The sequence below is a fragment of the Pedobacter sp. Leaf41 genome, from assembly GCF_001422545.1.
Lineage (GTDB): Bacteria > Bacteroidota > Bacteroidia > Sphingobacteriales > Sphingobacteriaceae > Pedobacter.
Genome location: NZ_LMLE01000006.1, coordinates 391,064 through 405,898, shown reverse-complemented (window position 1 = coordinate 405,898; position 14,835 = coordinate 391,064). Strand labels below are relative to the sequence as shown.

11 protein-coding genes are annotated in these 14,835 nt (G+C 38.4%); 4 read left to right on the top strand and 7 right to left on the bottom strand.

Annotated features, from left to right (window positions below):
• Positions 1 to 13 precede the first annotated feature (13 nt).
• A complete protein-coding gene (locus ASE92_RS09065) occupies positions 14 to 1,423 on the top strand; it encodes a rhodanese-like domain-containing protein (protein WP_056849778.1) in 1,410 nt (469 codons plus the stop codon).
• A 4-nt stretch (positions 1,424 to 1,427) separates the two neighbouring features.
• Positions 1,428 to 1,892 (top strand): Lrp/AsnC family transcriptional regulator, encoded by a 465-nt coding sequence (locus tag ASE92_RS09060; RefSeq protein ID WP_056849777.1) that lies wholly within the window; start codon positions 1,428 to 1,430, stop codon positions 1,890 to 1,892.
• Between the two features lie 219 nt (positions 1,893 to 2,111).
• Here the strand turns inward: ASE92_RS09060 and ASE92_RS09055 are convergent, their stop codons facing one another.
• Both ASE92_RS09055 and serC read right to left on the bottom strand, forming a co-directional pair.
• Positions 2,112 to 3,281, bottom strand: a complete 1,170-nt coding sequence (locus tag ASE92_RS09055) for a DUF1015 family protein (protein ID WP_056849776.1) — start codon at positions 3,279 to 3,281, stop codon at positions 2,112 to 2,114.
• Between the two features lie 11 nt (positions 3,282 to 3,292).
• Complete coding sequence (serC, locus tag ASE92_RS09050; protein ID WP_056849775.1) at positions 3,293 to 4,384, bottom strand: 3-phosphoserine/phosphohydroxythreonine transaminase; 1,092 nt, start codon at positions 4,382 to 4,384, stop codon at positions 3,293 to 3,295.
• A gap of 291 nt (positions 4,385 to 4,675) precedes the next feature.
• On the opposite strand from serC, the gene ASE92_RS09045 reads away from it, so the two are divergent.
• Positions 4,676 to 5,143: an Lrp/AsnC family transcriptional regulator gene (locus ASE92_RS09045; RefSeq protein ID WP_056849774.1), complete on the top strand. Its 468-nt coding sequence runs from the start codon at positions 4,676 to 4,678 to the stop codon at positions 5,141 to 5,143.
• Between the two features lie 260 nt (positions 5,144 to 5,403).
• On the opposite strand, the gene ASE92_RS09040 is transcribed toward ASE92_RS09045, so the two are convergent.
• Together ASE92_RS09040 and ASE92_RS09035 are read right to left on the bottom strand one after the other, a co-directional pair.
• Positions 5,404 to 7,068, bottom strand: coding sequence for a protein-disulfide reductase DsbD (locus ASE92_RS09040; protein ID WP_056850030.1), 1,665 nt, complete (start codon positions 7,066 to 7,068; stop codon positions 5,404 to 5,406).
• Positions 7,069 to 7,076: 8 nt separating this feature from the next.
• A complete protein-coding gene (locus ASE92_RS09035; RefSeq protein WP_056849773.1) occupies positions 7,077 to 7,529 on the bottom strand; it encodes a protein-disulfide reductase DsbD domain-containing protein in 453 nt (150 codons plus the stop codon).
• Positions 7,530 to 8,272: 743 nt separating this feature from the next.
• Between ASE92_RS09035 and ASE92_RS09030 the strand changes: the two genes are divergently transcribed.
• Entirely contained in the window at positions 8,273 to 11,206 is a 2,934-nt protein-coding gene (locus ASE92_RS09030) for a pitrilysin family protein (protein WP_056849772.1), read from the top strand.
• Positions 11,207 to 11,432: 226 nt separating this feature from the next.
• Here ASE92_RS09030 and ASE92_RS09025 read toward each other — a convergent pair whose 3' ends face one another.
• From ASE92_RS09025 to ASE92_RS09015, 3 genes are read right to left on the bottom strand one after another with little or no spacing between them, the layout of a single operon-like run.
• A complete protein-coding gene (locus ASE92_RS09025) occupies positions 11,433 to 12,608 on the bottom strand; it encodes a TlpA disulfide reductase family protein (RefSeq protein ID WP_082454994.1) in 1,176 nt (391 codons plus the stop codon).
• A 44-nt stretch (positions 12,609 to 12,652) separates the two neighbouring features.
• Positions 12,653 to 14,089, bottom strand: a complete 1,437-nt coding sequence (locus ASE92_RS09020; protein WP_056849770.1) for a PKD-like family lipoprotein — start codon at positions 14,087 to 14,089, stop codon at positions 12,653 to 12,655.
• A gap of 11 nt (positions 14,090 to 14,100) precedes the next feature.
• Positions 14,101 to 14,835 carry a DUF4843 domain-containing protein gene (locus ASE92_RS09015; protein WP_162237752.1) on the bottom strand — a complete coding sequence of 245 codons (735 nt, stop codon included), beginning with the start codon at positions 14,833 to 14,835 and terminating at the stop codon, positions 14,101 to 14,103.

Sequence of the window (14,835 nt, the reverse complement as noted above, 5' to 3'; positions counted from 1 at the left end):
AGCAAATCACCATATGATCATTAAGCAATATTACGAAAAGTGTCTTTCGCAAGCATCTTATTACATTGAACACAATGGAGCAGTGGCCATCATTGATCCAATAAGAGATACCAGTCAATATATCCATCAGGCTTATCTGCATAAGGCAAATATTCTGTATATTTTCGAAACTCATTTTCATGCTGATTTTGTTAGCGGACATTTGGAACTGGCCAGAAATACAGGTGCAAAAATTATTTTTGGGCCTGGAGCGGAGACAGCCTTCGAAAGTTATAAAGGCTTGGACGGAGAATATTTTGATCTAAATGGCCTTAAAATCAAACTTTTGCATACTCCGGGACATACATTGGAAAGTTGCTGCTATTTACTGGAAGACGAATCCGGTAAGGATTATGCACTATTTACCGGCGATACGCTTTTCCTGGGCGATGTAGGCAGACCTGACCTTGCACAAAACAGTAAAATAAGTTTGAGTCAGCAGGATCTTGCAGGAATGTTATATGATTCGCTTAAAACAAAGATTGGTCCGCTTTCCGATGAATTAATCATATTTCCTGGACATGGGGCAGGAAGCGCCTGTGGAAAGAACCTGAGTGCTGATCGTATGGACTTACTAGGCAACCAGCGCAAAACGAATTATGCATTAAATATCAGTCTGAGTAAATCAGGATTTATTTCACTGGTATGTAATGGTCTTTCAGTTCCGCCGCCCTATTTTGGAATGAATGTGAATTTAAACAAAAAAGGTTATCATTCGCTTTTGAATGCATATGATCGCGGGGAAAATGCCATGTCAGTTGATGAATTTGAAGCAAGTATGAAAGACAAAAATGTTTTGGTGCTGGATGTAAGGTCATCAGAAGATTTTGCAAAAGGGCATATCCCTGGAGCAATCCACATTGGCTTGGATGGAAGTTTTGCACCATGGGTTGGCTCATTGATTCCGGTTGATCAACCACAGATCATCTTAATTTGTGAGACTGGAAGGGAAAGAGAAACAATTACCCGTTTGGCCAGAGTCGGCTATGATCAGTGCAGCGGGTATCTGGACGGAGGGATGAAAAAATGGTTAATTGCAGGAAAGTCCATTGATGTGGTGAAAAATATTGATGCAGAAGACTTTGAAGCATATACTATGCAACAGAACATTCCATTCATAGATATCAGAAATGAGTCAGAGCGGTCGAAGGATCAGATTAGCGGATCAGTAAACATTCTCCTGGAGAAAAATTTTGAAATTTCTGGTAAGCTTGATACATCCAAAGAGTATTTGGTATATTGCGCTGGAGGATACCGTGCTATGATTTTTATTTCATTATTAAAATCGAAAGGGTACCATGGGTGTATAAATGTATCGGGGGGACTGAGCGCCATCCGTTCGGTAAAAAATAAGTGCTTTCTCAATAACAAACAAATCAGCTAACCAGATGACTGACCTAGATATAACAGATAAAGAAATTCTTAGAATTCTTCAGGTAAATGCCGCCATTACGCACAGACAGCTGTCCGATCAGCTTTATAAATCGGTGGCTACGATTCATGAAAGAATCAGGCGGTTGAAGAAGCTTGGGTATATCAAACGAACCGTCGTAATCCTTGATAGAAGAATGATAAACAGAAACCTGATTGCATATAGTCAGGTTCTACTCAATGATCATGCTGCAGAAACCTTAAAGGGTTTTGAGGACGAGGTCATTAAATTCCCGGAAGTAATGGAATGCCTCCAAATGACCGGAAGTTTCGATTTCGTCTTAAAGATTGCTACCCGGGACATGGATTCTTACCATGATTTTTATCGCCAAAAACTTGCGACACTACCCAACATCACTACTGTTCAGAGTTTTTTTGTACTTTCAGAAGCTAAAAGTGATACCGCCTATCCAATCTCATAAATAGGGGGTTCTGATGTTTATCCTCTTAAACGCAGGACATCGGAAATCCCCGCCTACAATTGAGACTTAGACCATCTGATCTCCTGTTATCACTTCCATTCATTGTCATCATCCTGCTTTCGACTTAAACTATTGTTTTTATTAAAAAAGATCAAAAAAACAATAATCACCAGAAGGCCAACCGATAACGAATCGGTGGGTCTGAAAACCGAAAGCATCCTAAACAACACAGTCATCACGCGCTATTAATGCCTGAATATTCATCAGTAATCCGAATGGAATCTTTGGGTCAATGTAACTTGATTTTGGAGGAAGAAATTTGCCATCCTCTGCCATTTCCATTAATTTATTCATGCTTAATGAAAATACAGTTAAAATTATGGAATCCAGTGATGTTGCACCATCTTCCAGCATCTCCGCAAAGGCAGATTCCGGATAGTAAAATAGATTTTCTGCAGATTGGGGATCGCTAATACCCAACAGTTCATCAAGAATTTTATCCTGAATAATGATAACATCAGGTAGCTGTACCAGTTCCATTAGCGCAGGTTTAACATCAAGTTGATACCATTCACCTTTGAAGCAAAGCCCTAATCGGTGCAATCTGTCTGGTTTGTATGGTATATTGCCCGGAACCGGAGATACAAAAAAGTATTTTTTTATGTGTTGAAAAAAGCATTCCTTATCTAGTGGCTCAGATGGGAATACTAAGCGATTGAAGGCAGATATTTTTAACTGGTTTGTAGCAACATATAAAGAATTTATATATGGCTTGGTAATGGATTTACTTGCTGCAGCTGAAGCCAGGCGATGATGTCCATCTCCTATGTATACATTGCCGATTCTAGTGAATAATTCGGTTATCTCTTCAATGATTTCTACATCTATTATTCTCCATATGTAGTGGGTTTGCGCCGCGTGGTCATATATTAACGGTGCGGATTGCAGCGTAATATCAGCGATAATTTCATTAAGCCTCCAATGCGGCCGGTGTATCAATAATACAGGGCTGCCCTCAATCCCGATATATTTTCTGTAGTCTGTTAACCTGGCTTGTTTCTCTAATATTGTTTTTTCATGTTTATGGATATCTTGATCTTCGTAATCTGCTACATCAGTTAACATGCAAAAACCATAAGTAGTCTTATCTCCAGTTTGTTGTCCATATAAGTAAATACATTGATAAAGATCATTTTCAAATAACTTTTCATCCATCAGCTGGTTCAATTTCAATATGATTTCATCCCTATTTCGTTGATCTATCTTCAATGATCCTCGCGCTTCAAGACAGTATCGCAGATCAAAAAGTCCCTGCTCTTCATTTTTAAGAATTTCATTGAACCAATGTGGTTGTGGTAGTGTAGCTTTAAATGCTTTGATTTTCGCCATTTCTAAAGAGATTAAATAATAATGCTACTATTTTCTTGGATAACCATTTGTTCAAACTGTTTCATGAGTGAAACCAATACTTGGACACTAGCAAGGGGAAGAGCATTGTACAGGGATACGCGAAAACCGCCAACCGTTCTGTAACCCCTGATCCCGATTATGCCTTTGTCTGCTATAAATTTTAGAAACCCGGATTCAATCTCCGGATTACGGGCGGTGAAGGTAACATTCATTCTCGACCGGGATGTACCGTGCACTGTAGCCTGGAAAATTTTACTCTGATCAAGTTCATCATACAATAGCCTTGCCTTTTCAATATTTAATTTTTCTATCTCCTCTACTCCTCCTATCTCGCTCAACCATTCAAGATTCAACATTGCTGCATATATAGAAAAAACGGGAGGTGTATTGAACATGCTTTTACTATCCCGGAAGATTCTGTAATCGGACATTGATGGAACTAACTCTTTTGCGGAGTCAAGGAAAGAATTTTTGGCTATGATAAGCGTCATTCCCGCAGGACCCATGTTTTTCTGAGCACCAGCATAGATTAAATCAAACTGGGATACATCAATAACCCTTGAAAAGATATCTGAAGACATGTCACAAATCAATGGTACACTCACCTGTGGAAAATCAAAGATTTCTGTACCCTCAATAGTATTGTTAGAAGTCAGATGTAAATATGATGATGAAAGACACACCTCATATGTTTGTGGAATATAAGTATAGTTTTTTTCCCGGGATGATGCCACAACCTCGACCGCTCCAAAGAGCCTGGCTTCCTTGATTGCCTTTTGGGCAAAAAATCCGGTATCCAAATAACTGGCCTTCTGTGCTAAAAAATTCAGTGGCAACATCGAAAACTGCGTACTTGCTCCACCCTGAAGAAATAAAATAGCATAATCATCCGGCACTTTCATCAAATCTTTTACCAGTTGCTCTGTTTTTTGTATTACAGCCTCAAACTCTTCTGAGCGGTGTGATACTTCGAGGATAGACAAACCATTTTGGTTCCAATTGATTACGGCTGATGCCGCCTTTTCCAATACTGAGGCAGGAAGAATGCATGGGCCGGCCCCGAAATTGTGCTTTTTTATCATGATGATGTTATTTCACATAAAGATCAGCCTCTGAAGCATTTGCTTCAAGTAATTTGTTTTTATTGGTAAAAATTGTTTTTTAATCATATACTGACCGCTATAAATTTGGTTGTCATGATCAAAGTAAGATCATGACCAAATAATATTTTTCAGTAAACTTTTATTCTTTACTCAAATTACACTATGCCAGGTAAAATTTTTACCTATTTAACACCTTAAATATAATTAATTGGTTATTTTTAGTTTTATTACAAACAATTGAAATTGTGTTAATTTTACACTAAGTAAGCAATGAGCAACTATCTTCCAGATGAAATCGATCTATTAATAATGAATTTGCTCCAAAAAGATGGATTGATGACTTATAAAGAAATTTCAGGTCATTTGAAGAAAAGCATGACCAATGTCGTAGATCGAATTAAGAACCTAAAAAAAACAGGATATATCAGGAAAACGGTAGCACAACTGGAGATCAATAAACTTAAAAGCTTACTGGTGGCCTTTCCCCACATTCAGTTAAAAGATCATTCGGGAGAATCCATAAATGCATTTCAACAGGAAATGCAGAACCTTCCAGAGGTTATGGAATGTTATCATTTAACTGGCAACTTTGATTTTATGATTAAGATTGCCATTCCGGATATGTTTAGCTACAATGAATTTTTACGAAACAAAATTAGTCCATTACCCTATGTGGGTGCAATACAAAGTTTTATAGTGCTATCAGAATTGAAATACGAAACAGCATACAAACTATAGCGGATACTTTTTTATTTGTCATACTAAAATTGATAAAGGAAAATTATGCATCTTAATTTGACAACAGGTTCTCAAATATCTTAAGGTGATCAGCGTAATAGGCAAATCAAGCTACAATGTAACTCCGAAATGTTTGCGACGCCTGAACAATCCATAAGCCTGCGATGTCTGGCTTATAAAAAAAGGGACAGGCCATCCAGCCGGTCCCATCAGTCATCATTAATTAACAAAAATCTCGTGCTACTTCTACAAAGCACGAGTTAACCTTTCTGAAAAGCCAACAAGCCAGCCTCCAGGAATTTTTTATAATTCGAAATATCGTAATCAGCGCCTTGTGGGCTAACCAAAGGCTGCGCCGTTACTGGATCGAGAAGAACATAAAACGGCTGGGAATTGGAATTAAATTTCGAAGCCTGAAGGTCGCTCCATTTTTTTCCGATCGTATTTAATTTTCTACCAGCTGAGCTTATTATAACGTCTGCTGGTGCCACATCACTTTTATCATCAACATAGAGTTGTATCAGCACATAATCCTGACTGATCATTTTATAGATATCAGAATCAGGCCAAACATTTGCCTCCATTTTCCGGCAGTTTACACAGGCGTGCCCTGTAAAGTCAATTAATACCGGTTTTTTCATTTTCCTTGCATATTCTATACCTTCCTGATAATCAAAAAATGCATTCAACTTTAGTGGGGAATGGAAAATATCTGAATATTTATGAGGCTTATCAAGTAGTGTGCCTTGCTGAGTTTCGGGAGATCCGCCAATTAGCGATGGCGTATAAAGATCAAAGTCCTGTGTCTCCATTGGTGGGAGAAAAGCAGATACGGACTTCAGCGGTGCTCCCCATAAACCTGGCACCAGGTAAACAGTAAAAGATAAAACAATAACCGAAAAGAATAATCTTGGCACCGAAATATAGGCTAATGGACTATCATGAGAAAACTTCAGTTTACCCAACAAATAGAAACCCATCATTGCGAAAATTACAATCCACAGCACCAGAAATATCTCTCGATCAAACCACTCCCAATGATAAGCCAAATCAACATTGCTCAGAAATTTGAAAGCAAAAGCAAGTTCCAGAAAGCCCAAAACTACCTTTACGCTGTTCAGCCAGCCTCCTGATTTTGGCAGCGCATTCATGGCCGAAGGAAAAAGTGCAAACAAAGCAAAAGGAATAGCAAGCGCCAGCGAAAAGCCAAACATTCCTATGGCCGGACCTAGTAATGCACCTGTTGTGGCTGCCTGAACAAGCAAGGTTCCAATAATCGGACCTGTGCAGGAAAAGGAGACCAGGGCCAGCGTTCCTGCCATAAAAAATAGCCCGGCAATACCACCTTTATCAGATTTGGCATCCATCTTATTCACCCATGATGAAGGAAGTGTCAGTTCAAAAGCACCGAAAAAGGAGGCTGCAAAAACCACCAGCAGCAAAAAGAAGAAGAAGTTGAATAGTCCATTTGTTGAAAGACTGTTGAGCGCATCGGCGCCGAAAACCACCGTTACTAAAAGGCCCAGTATAACATAAATTAAAATGATAAAGAACCCATATAGAGCCGCTTTGCTAAAAGCCTTTCCCTTTTCGGCACCTTTAGTAAAAAAACTTACCGTTAAAGGAAGCATAGGGAATATGCATGGCATGAGTAGTGCGGCAAGACCGCCTACAAATCCGGATATGAAAATACTCCAAAAAGTAGTTTTTTCAACCTTTTCAACAACTTTTCTGTTAACATTAGCCAAAACCGGCTTGTAGGGTTTTACACCTACACTATCATTAATTTTTGTAGCGGAATCAACTGAGGTCTTAATTTCGGTGAAAGCTGCATCATCAGGCACACTTGTTTCCTGGGAGAAACCGTGGAAAGAGAAGGCCAAAAAACAAAAAACTAATATAGAAACATATTTAATTTTTCTCATATCCCCCATTACTTCACTGCTACACTAAACTCCACTTCACTTGGCGGAAGGCATTGCTTGTCGTTACATATCATAAATTCAACCTTTCCTTTTACCACCGTAGACTTTGCAATCAACTTTAACTTTTGCTGAAAAACTACCGTTCTTTCAAAGTAGCTTACTTCCATCGAAAATGCAGGCTCATTCTTAGTAATCGGTTTAGGTTCAATAGTTTTCCCGACCAGGATGTAGGTTTTGGATGGCGCAAAAGTGAATGCAGTAGGCACTGGCCCACCTTCTTTAACAAATTGCGAATATAGATGCCATCCAGGGTTGATAGTTGATTTTACATACACTACAGCCTCTTTGTCATTTACTTTTTTCGCAGCGTAGCTCCATTTCACTGGTTCAAGTATTTGAGCATGCACACAAAAATTTGTCAGAAACATAAATGCAGTAAAAATAAATAGGTTCTTTTTCATCTTGGTTTGTTTAGGTGATGTCAATCTTTAGCGTCATCTTTTGATACGCCCAATACATATTCCATTCAGGTGGTTATGGATGAATTGGGACATATGATATAAACGAGATTAGACTGACTATCGCAAAGATGACAAATCGGATTCCGAAGAACAACATAGGCCTGAAATTCCAATAAAAAGCAACAAAATATCGCGGAATACCGGAAAATTTATGATTTGCAAGATAGCTAATCAATACAATCTGAAAAAAAGGAGTTTTATAGCATACCAAATAGGAAAAATTTGCGATCAAATATATTTGGTTTGCAAAAAGTCAGCAGGCATAAAAATTTAGATCAATCTAAACATTTAACAAGAACACTGCATTAAGTTGACATCAGTCTTTTTAATTGTTTCTTTCGATGCGTGCAGGGTGAATAGTTTTCCTTTAAGATAGTATCAAAACATAACTCCTACATGTCTATCAGAAAGTCACCCTGTTTAATAGTTTGAAAACTTCAAAGCAGCCTTAAAGATCAAACCCGAACAAGAAAAAAGGCGTAATCGTTATCGGATTTGGCATGCTACACATAAAAAAATGTAAATAAGTCCCACTAAAGCGAAAATTTATCGGAAAAAATTGAATGTATTGATAAGTGAGGTGGAAAGCGCGATTTTTACAGTCTCCACATCATTTGCAAAATCTGTGGGTTGAAATCAATCGATCAGATTAACATCATCATAATCACTTATAAAACAATCAAATGAAAATCAAACTATTTACTTTAATTAGTTTCTTAGTTGTGGGTATTGTTGTGCAAGCACAAAATACCTATCAATGGAAAACAGGAACATCTGCTGGTTACAGTTACAAGTATGTAACAAATGACCCAACCAAAACCAGATTTTACACGCTAAAAAATGGGCTAACTGTTATTTTATCGCAGAATAATAAAGAACCGAACATTGTGTACAAAATGGCCGTAAGGGCTGGCAGTAACACTGACCCGAAAACCAATACTGGCCTGGCGCACTACCTTGAGCATTTATTATTTAAGGGAACTGATAAATTCGGAACGCTAAATTACGCGAAGGAGAAACCGCTTTTAGACAGGATTGAAACACTTTATGAAACCTATTCAAAAACGACAGATCCGGCAAAGCGCAAAGAAATATATGCGGAAATTGATAAGGTTTCCGGTGAGGCTTCAACCTATTCTATTGCAAATGAATACGATAAAATGACTAAAGCTATCGGTAGCAGTTCAACCAATGCCCATACATCCGTTGAAAAAACCGTTTATGAGGAAGACCTTCCATCGAATGCGATTGATAAGTTTCTGGCATTACAGGCAGAACGTTTCCGGGCGCCTGTTTTTCGTATCTTCCACACGGAACTTGAAGCCGTTTATGAGGAGAAAAATCGGGGGCTGGATGATGATGGACGTAAAATGTATGAAAAAATGCTCAATGTCTTGTTCCCTACCCATAACTATGGTCAGCAGACCACCATCGGTACCGTTGAACACCTGAAAAACCCTTCGCTAACCGAAATTAGAAAATACTATAACAAATATTATTTGCCAAATAATATGGCATTGATTATGTCGGGTGATATAAATTATGATGACCTGATTAAGAAAATAGACAAAGACTTTTCTTACATGGTAGCAAAACCGCTATCACTTTATAATCCTGCCCCGGAGAAACCACTTACACAAACTCAAAAAGTTGATATTTATGGGCCAAGTGCGGAAAGCCTTTATTTAGCCTACCGTGGCTACGCACAAAATACCCGTCAAAGCCTTTTACTGGACTTAATAAGCAGTATTCTTTCTAATGGAAAAGCCGGTTTGATGGACATTAACATCAATAAACAACAGAAAATGTTAAGGGCTAATGCTGGCTATAACCAGATGAAGGATTATGGAATCTTTATCCTTTCAGGTTCTCCAAAAACAGGGCAAAGCCTGGAAGATGGACAAAAGTTGTTGCTGGAACAAATTGATTTGCTAAAAAAAGGTGCTTTTGATGAGCGACTAATCAATGCAACCGTTGCCAATATCAAACTGGCTGAACTGGAAAATTTTGACAACAATGATGTTCGTGCCAACTATACAATGACTGCCTTCATTCAGAATCGGGGCACCGAGTGGGATAAAATGTTGGCTTCAACTGACGCTATGGCTAAGGTGACCAAAAAAGAAATTGTCGATTTTGCGAATCAATTCTTTGTTAATAACTACGCTGCAATTTTTAAGCACAAAGGTGAAGACAAAAGCATCATCAAAGTAGAAAAACCAGCGATAACTGCTGTTCAAACCAATGCCAATGAGGTTTCACCATTTGCAAAAAACATCATATCTGCTCCGGTAAAGCCAATTGCACCGAAATTTATAGATTATACTAAAGATTTAAATTTTGGCAAAGCCGGTATAGCCGATGTCATCACAGTACAAAATACTGAAAACGGAATTTTCAGCATGAGCTATCGTTTTGATATGGGCTCATATAACTATAAACTATTGCCTTATGCTGCACAATATTTATCCTTCCTGAGAACAAACAAATACTCTTCTGAAGACATCAGTAAGGCTTTTTACGACATTGCCTGTAGCTACAGCATAAATGTTGGTACCGATGTAACAACGGTCTACATTTCAGGCTTACAGGAAAATTTTGAAAAAGCTGTTTCTTTAGTGGAAGATGTTCTGGCAAACTGTAAACCGAATGAAGAAGCATTGGAGAACCTTAAAGGCAGAATTTTAAAGTCAAGGGAAAATGCAAAGTTGAACAAATCATCTATCCTCAGTGGTTTAATGAGTTATGCGCAATATGGCTCAGACAATCCATTTACCTATGGATTGACAAATGATGAGGTAAAAAACATCAAATCGTCTGATTTAATTAACCTGCTGCACAACTTAACCAACTATAACCACACCATTACTTACTATGGCCCAAAAACGCTGGGATCGCTTTCTACTGATTTGGTAAAGCTGCATCCTTTGGCCAAAGAATTCACGACGGCAGCTCCGTTAAAAAAATTCGTCTATACAAAAACAGATTCGAACAAAGTCTATTTTGCAGATTATGATATGGTGCAGGCTGAAATTCGCTGGGTACGCAACGGCGGACTTTATGATCCATCACAATCGGCAGAGATATCCTTGTTTAATAAATATTTCGGAGGCGGCATGGGATCGATTGTCTTCCAGACCATCCGCGAATCCAAAGCTTTGGCTTACTCTACTTTCGCCGGATATTTAGTTCCAGCCAGCAGGGATAAAGAAACGACAGTTATGGCTTATGTTGGTGCACAGGCAGATAAGATGAATGATGCAATTGCCGGCATGAACGAACTCCTCTCGGAAATGCCGGAATCAGAGAAATCTTATGATCTTTCCAAAACATTTGCCCTTAATGAAATCCAGACTTCACGCATAACAAAAGATGGCATCATTAGTCATTATCTGGCAGATAAAAGGCTGGGAATGGATAGGGATTCCCGAATTGATGAATATGAAAATTTGAAACCACTTAATTTTTCGGACATCAAAAACTTTCATCGTCAGAACTTTTCCGGGAAAGCCTATAATTATTGCATTGTGGCTTCTGAAAAGAAGATCAATCCGGCAGATCTTGCAAAACTCGGTCAATTTAATAAGCTAAACCTGAATCAGATTTTTGGCTATTAATCCAAATTAAACGAGCGATCATTTATTGCGGATCGCTCGTTTTAATGATTTTTGTAATTAAACCTGCTGCCGAACCAATAATGGAATTGAGGCTGTTATATAGGAATTTCAATTCTGGCCAGACGATAGATGGTTTTGTTGCACTCGCTAAAATCAAATAACACATCAATGTTCTATCCTAAACGATTGCGCAAACAAGTTTAAGGTAGTTTATAAATAATGTGCTTTAACGTGACAGGTCTATCATAGCAGACAATTGCTTCACAGCGAAGTCATTCGGCATAAGCAAACCCATTTCCCTGAATCGTATTTTACCATGTCCATCGATAATAAACTTCGTAGGAATTCCTGAAACATTAAAGGCAGTTACAGCGGGGTTCGTCTTTGTATTAGAATCTTTTAAATCCATATACAAAGGCAGGTCGAAATTATGAGTCAACAAATAATTTACAGCATCAGATTTAGGTGTTGATGAGGTTTCCCAGGTATGTATAAACAGAAACTTTACAGTCGGATCATTTTTATATTTATTAACCATCATTTGCATTGCCGGAAGCGACTTTTTACAGGGTCCGCACCAGGTTGCCCAAAAGTCAATAACAATCGTTTTTCCTTTAAAGTCTGACAAGGATACTTCTTTACCATTTATATCTCTGACTTTAAATTCCGGTGCCTGCTCCGATATCATTTTTGCTGCTAATTCTGCTTTATATTTGGATTCAAATTGAGTTGTTAATTTATTAAGGTAGGCATTTGAATCCTCATTAGGATATACCTTTGAATAAGCATTTTTCAGTTCGATTTTCAGACTATCACTGGCTAAACCTAATAACACTGCTTTTTCCAATTCTGGAAGCGCCTCCTGATACCTACCGGTTTTGCTCATCAAATAAAAATATTGCGCAGTCAAGCCTGCAGTTTTTTTATTAGCCTGCTCATAGCACTCTTTAATAGCAGCAAAAGCTTTTTCATGGTCGCCCAGTTTATCCGCCACCTGACTATAAAGCTGTAATAAATACAACCGCTCTTCCTTTGCGTTTGTTGAGTTGTTTAATTCTTGCTTAACCAAAGTTTCAGCGGCTTTCAAATCGTAAGCCATTAAACCGGTAGCGACATTTTCAACATACATAATTCTTGCGGTTTCCTGAATCTGGTTAAAATAATATAAAGCCTTCGCAGAATTTTTTGCCACTACAAAATTATCTACGAGTATAGCTCTGTATTGGTCAAAACTCTCGTTTGGGTGCGCTATTACCAGTCGGTTAAGAATGTTTTCTTTTTCTGAAAGATCGATGAAGAGCTTCATAGAATCAAGGCTCGCCTTGTAGGCTAATTGTGGTTTTTGAGCGTACAATGAAGACCCTATCACAATTAGCGTGAAGAACAAAAATATTTTTTTCATGGTTATATATATTTTTAAAAAGGATAATAATTTAATGAGATATGTTAAAGATTTTGTCTGGCAGGTGCTATTTGTATAATTTCACCGAAGCCTGTAAATTTCTTAGCATAAGTAGCATTGGTAAATTCTCCCTGGCCATTGATGCTGAAATAATACACTTCACCCGCGGTACCATTGTTAACGCCGATTACCAATTGCTTACTGGTGCTACGCAACATTTCAATATCTTTAATCACGTAGCCTGATGGGAAAGTATAAATCAAACGCGCAGCATTTGCAAGCATATCGTACAAATAAACCTTGTTACCAACGGTGTAATAAAGTTGTTTTAGTATTGATGAAGTCGCGAAGTTCGTTGCGCTTCCTATTTCCGGACTGTTATTCATTTTCTGGTTCACCCCAGGGAAACTGTTGTCCGAGTCACCTGTTAAGGACATCAGGTAACGACCACCATTGTCTTCCATAATGTAATACCACTCAATCCCTTCTTGTGACAAAGTAGTTACCCCACGATCATAAGCAATCATTTTCTTACCCACATTTGCCATATCGAAAGGTCTGGATGGTGTTGCCCGTGATGGTTGTAGTACTCTTGACAATATGCCCATCTCCATAAAACTCATTGTTGTGTTATCATAAAAATAGGTTGTGTTAAAATTGCCGGGGAAAACGCCAGGGAATAAATCATAATTACCGGGAATGCGTTGTGATAAAGGCTTCAGATTCTCCGCGTTTGTTCCTGAAACGCCAACATACAAATTACCGTCGGCAACAACATACTGCTCAAATTTTGAGGTATTCATGATAAATGCCGGTGCTGCCTTAAATGGAAGTGATGTTGCCAATCCCGGAAGTATCGAACTTTTATCACCGAGTTCCAGCCAGTCGTTCATGTTAAAACGATACACATTTTGGTCAGTGAAATAATAAAAGAAGCTACCTTTTGCAAAATTATATAAAGCTAATGGTTTCCCCGGATAGGTTTTATTATTGGCTACTTCCATTGGGTTATCAAAAATCACATCATCCGTACGAATTAAAGAAGCTTTACCTTTTCCATCCTTGCTGTTAAGAACATACCAGCCATCCGGATAGGCGCCGTTGACGGTAATGGTATATTGCTTTAATGTATAAATACCATTTCTATTGCTCGTCACCTTGTATACTACCGGATAAATGCCGGGGCTTAATGTTACTTTGGTGCGTAGATTTCTTGTTTTAGCAATTGTTGTGGTATCTGTTGCTGTATTAAGTTTCCAGCTATAGGTAAATGAATCACCTTCGGGCATTGTTTGCGACAAAGTTGGTGTGATGATTAATGAATCCAGTTGAGAAACCGTAAAAGCGATCGTTGCATCAGTGATCTTAATGTCGTTGATTTGATCATATTTAAACGATTGATTGTCTTTTTTACAGGCAGCAAATGCCAGCATGATGACAATAAAAACCGGGCTGAGCTTTAAAAAGTATTTTAAATACATAATATTTTAAATTAAGGGAACGATATCTCCTGACCGTTCTCATCTAACAATGGACCATTTGCAGCCTCATAAGCGGCCAGTGCATTCCTTAGTGTAACCGGAAAATTCAATAAACCATCAGAACCAATTTTATCGTAATTAAAATCAGTAATACCTAATGTTTTCACCATGAACTTGTATTTTACGGCGCTGAATTCCCCAAAATCCTGAAGGAGGTAGATCCAATAAGCTGGTTCGATGTATTGGCTGGTTACATCCACCTTCAGGTATCTGAAGTTTTCCTCCGGCTGGGCAGTGGTTGTCCTTGGTGTCTGGCCCAAAGTACCTAAAATAAAGTCTTTAGTTTCTGCGGGCTCCAGCACAATTCTATACACATTTTTGGCCATTCCGGCAGAATTAAGCAATATCAGGGGATAATTAAATTTCGATGCCCCTATCGGAACGGTGAATTCTTTCAGCTCAAAATCTACTCCCGCAGTAGCGGTTGTTCCCTGAGCAGTTTTCAGCAATACCGTACGCGGCTGATCGGTTAGCTTCCCGGTAATGCGCATGGGTATAAACAGGGTGTCTCTCTGCTTTTGAGTTGCCTGTAAGGCAAAAGAGTAATTTCTAACAGCTGTGGTATGTAAAAGTTCGAAAGTGTAGGCAAAGAAACTCACGCCATCCTTTCCCTGATAGGTCTCAACTGTTTCTTTCTTGCATGAAAAAAGACAGACCACAATCATTATATATAATAAGTATTTCAT

What these genes read in the sequence shown, in the direction of transcription:
- ASE92_RS09065 (WP_056849778.1), top strand. Translation starts at nt 14, where the DNA reads ATGATCATTAAGCAATATTACGAAAAGTGTCTTTCGCAAGCATCTTAT.
- ASE92_RS09060 (WP_056849777.1), top strand. Translation starts at nt 1,428, where the DNA reads ATGACTGACCTAGATATAACAGATAAAGAAATTCTTAGAATTCTTCAG.
- ASE92_RS09055 (WP_056849776.1), bottom strand. Translation starts at nt 3,281, where the DNA reads ATGGCGAAAATCAAAGCATTTAAAGCTACACTACCACAACCACATTGG.
- serC (WP_056849775.1), bottom strand. Translation starts at nt 4,384, where the DNA reads ATGATAAAAAAGCACAATTTCGGGGCCGGCCCATGCATTCTTCCTGCC.
- ASE92_RS09045 (WP_056849774.1), top strand. Translation starts at nt 4,676, where the DNA reads ATGAGCAACTATCTTCCAGATGAAATCGATCTATTAATAATGAATTTG.
- ASE92_RS09040 (WP_056850030.1), bottom strand. Translation starts at nt 7,068, where the DNA reads ATGAGAAAAATTAAATATGTTTCTATATTAGTTTTTTGTTTTTTGGCC.
- ASE92_RS09035 (WP_056849773.1), bottom strand. Translation starts at nt 7,529, where the DNA reads ATGAAAAAGAACCTATTTATTTTTACTGCATTTATGTTTCTGACAAAT.
- ASE92_RS09030 (WP_056849772.1), top strand. Translation starts at nt 8,273, where the DNA reads ATGAAAATCAAACTATTTACTTTAATTAGTTTCTTAGTTGTGGGTATT.
- ASE92_RS09025 (WP_082454994.1), bottom strand. Translation starts at nt 12,608, where the DNA reads ATGAAAAAAATATTTTTGTTCTTCACGCTAATTGTGATAGGGTCTTCA.
- ASE92_RS09020 (WP_056849770.1), bottom strand. Translation starts at nt 14,089, where the DNA reads ATGTATTTAAAATACTTTTTAAAGCTCAGCCCGGTTTTTATTGTCATC.
- ASE92_RS09015 (WP_162237752.1), bottom strand. Translation starts at nt 14,835, where the DNA reads ATGAAATACTTATTATATATAATGATTGTGGTCTGTCTTTTTTCATGC.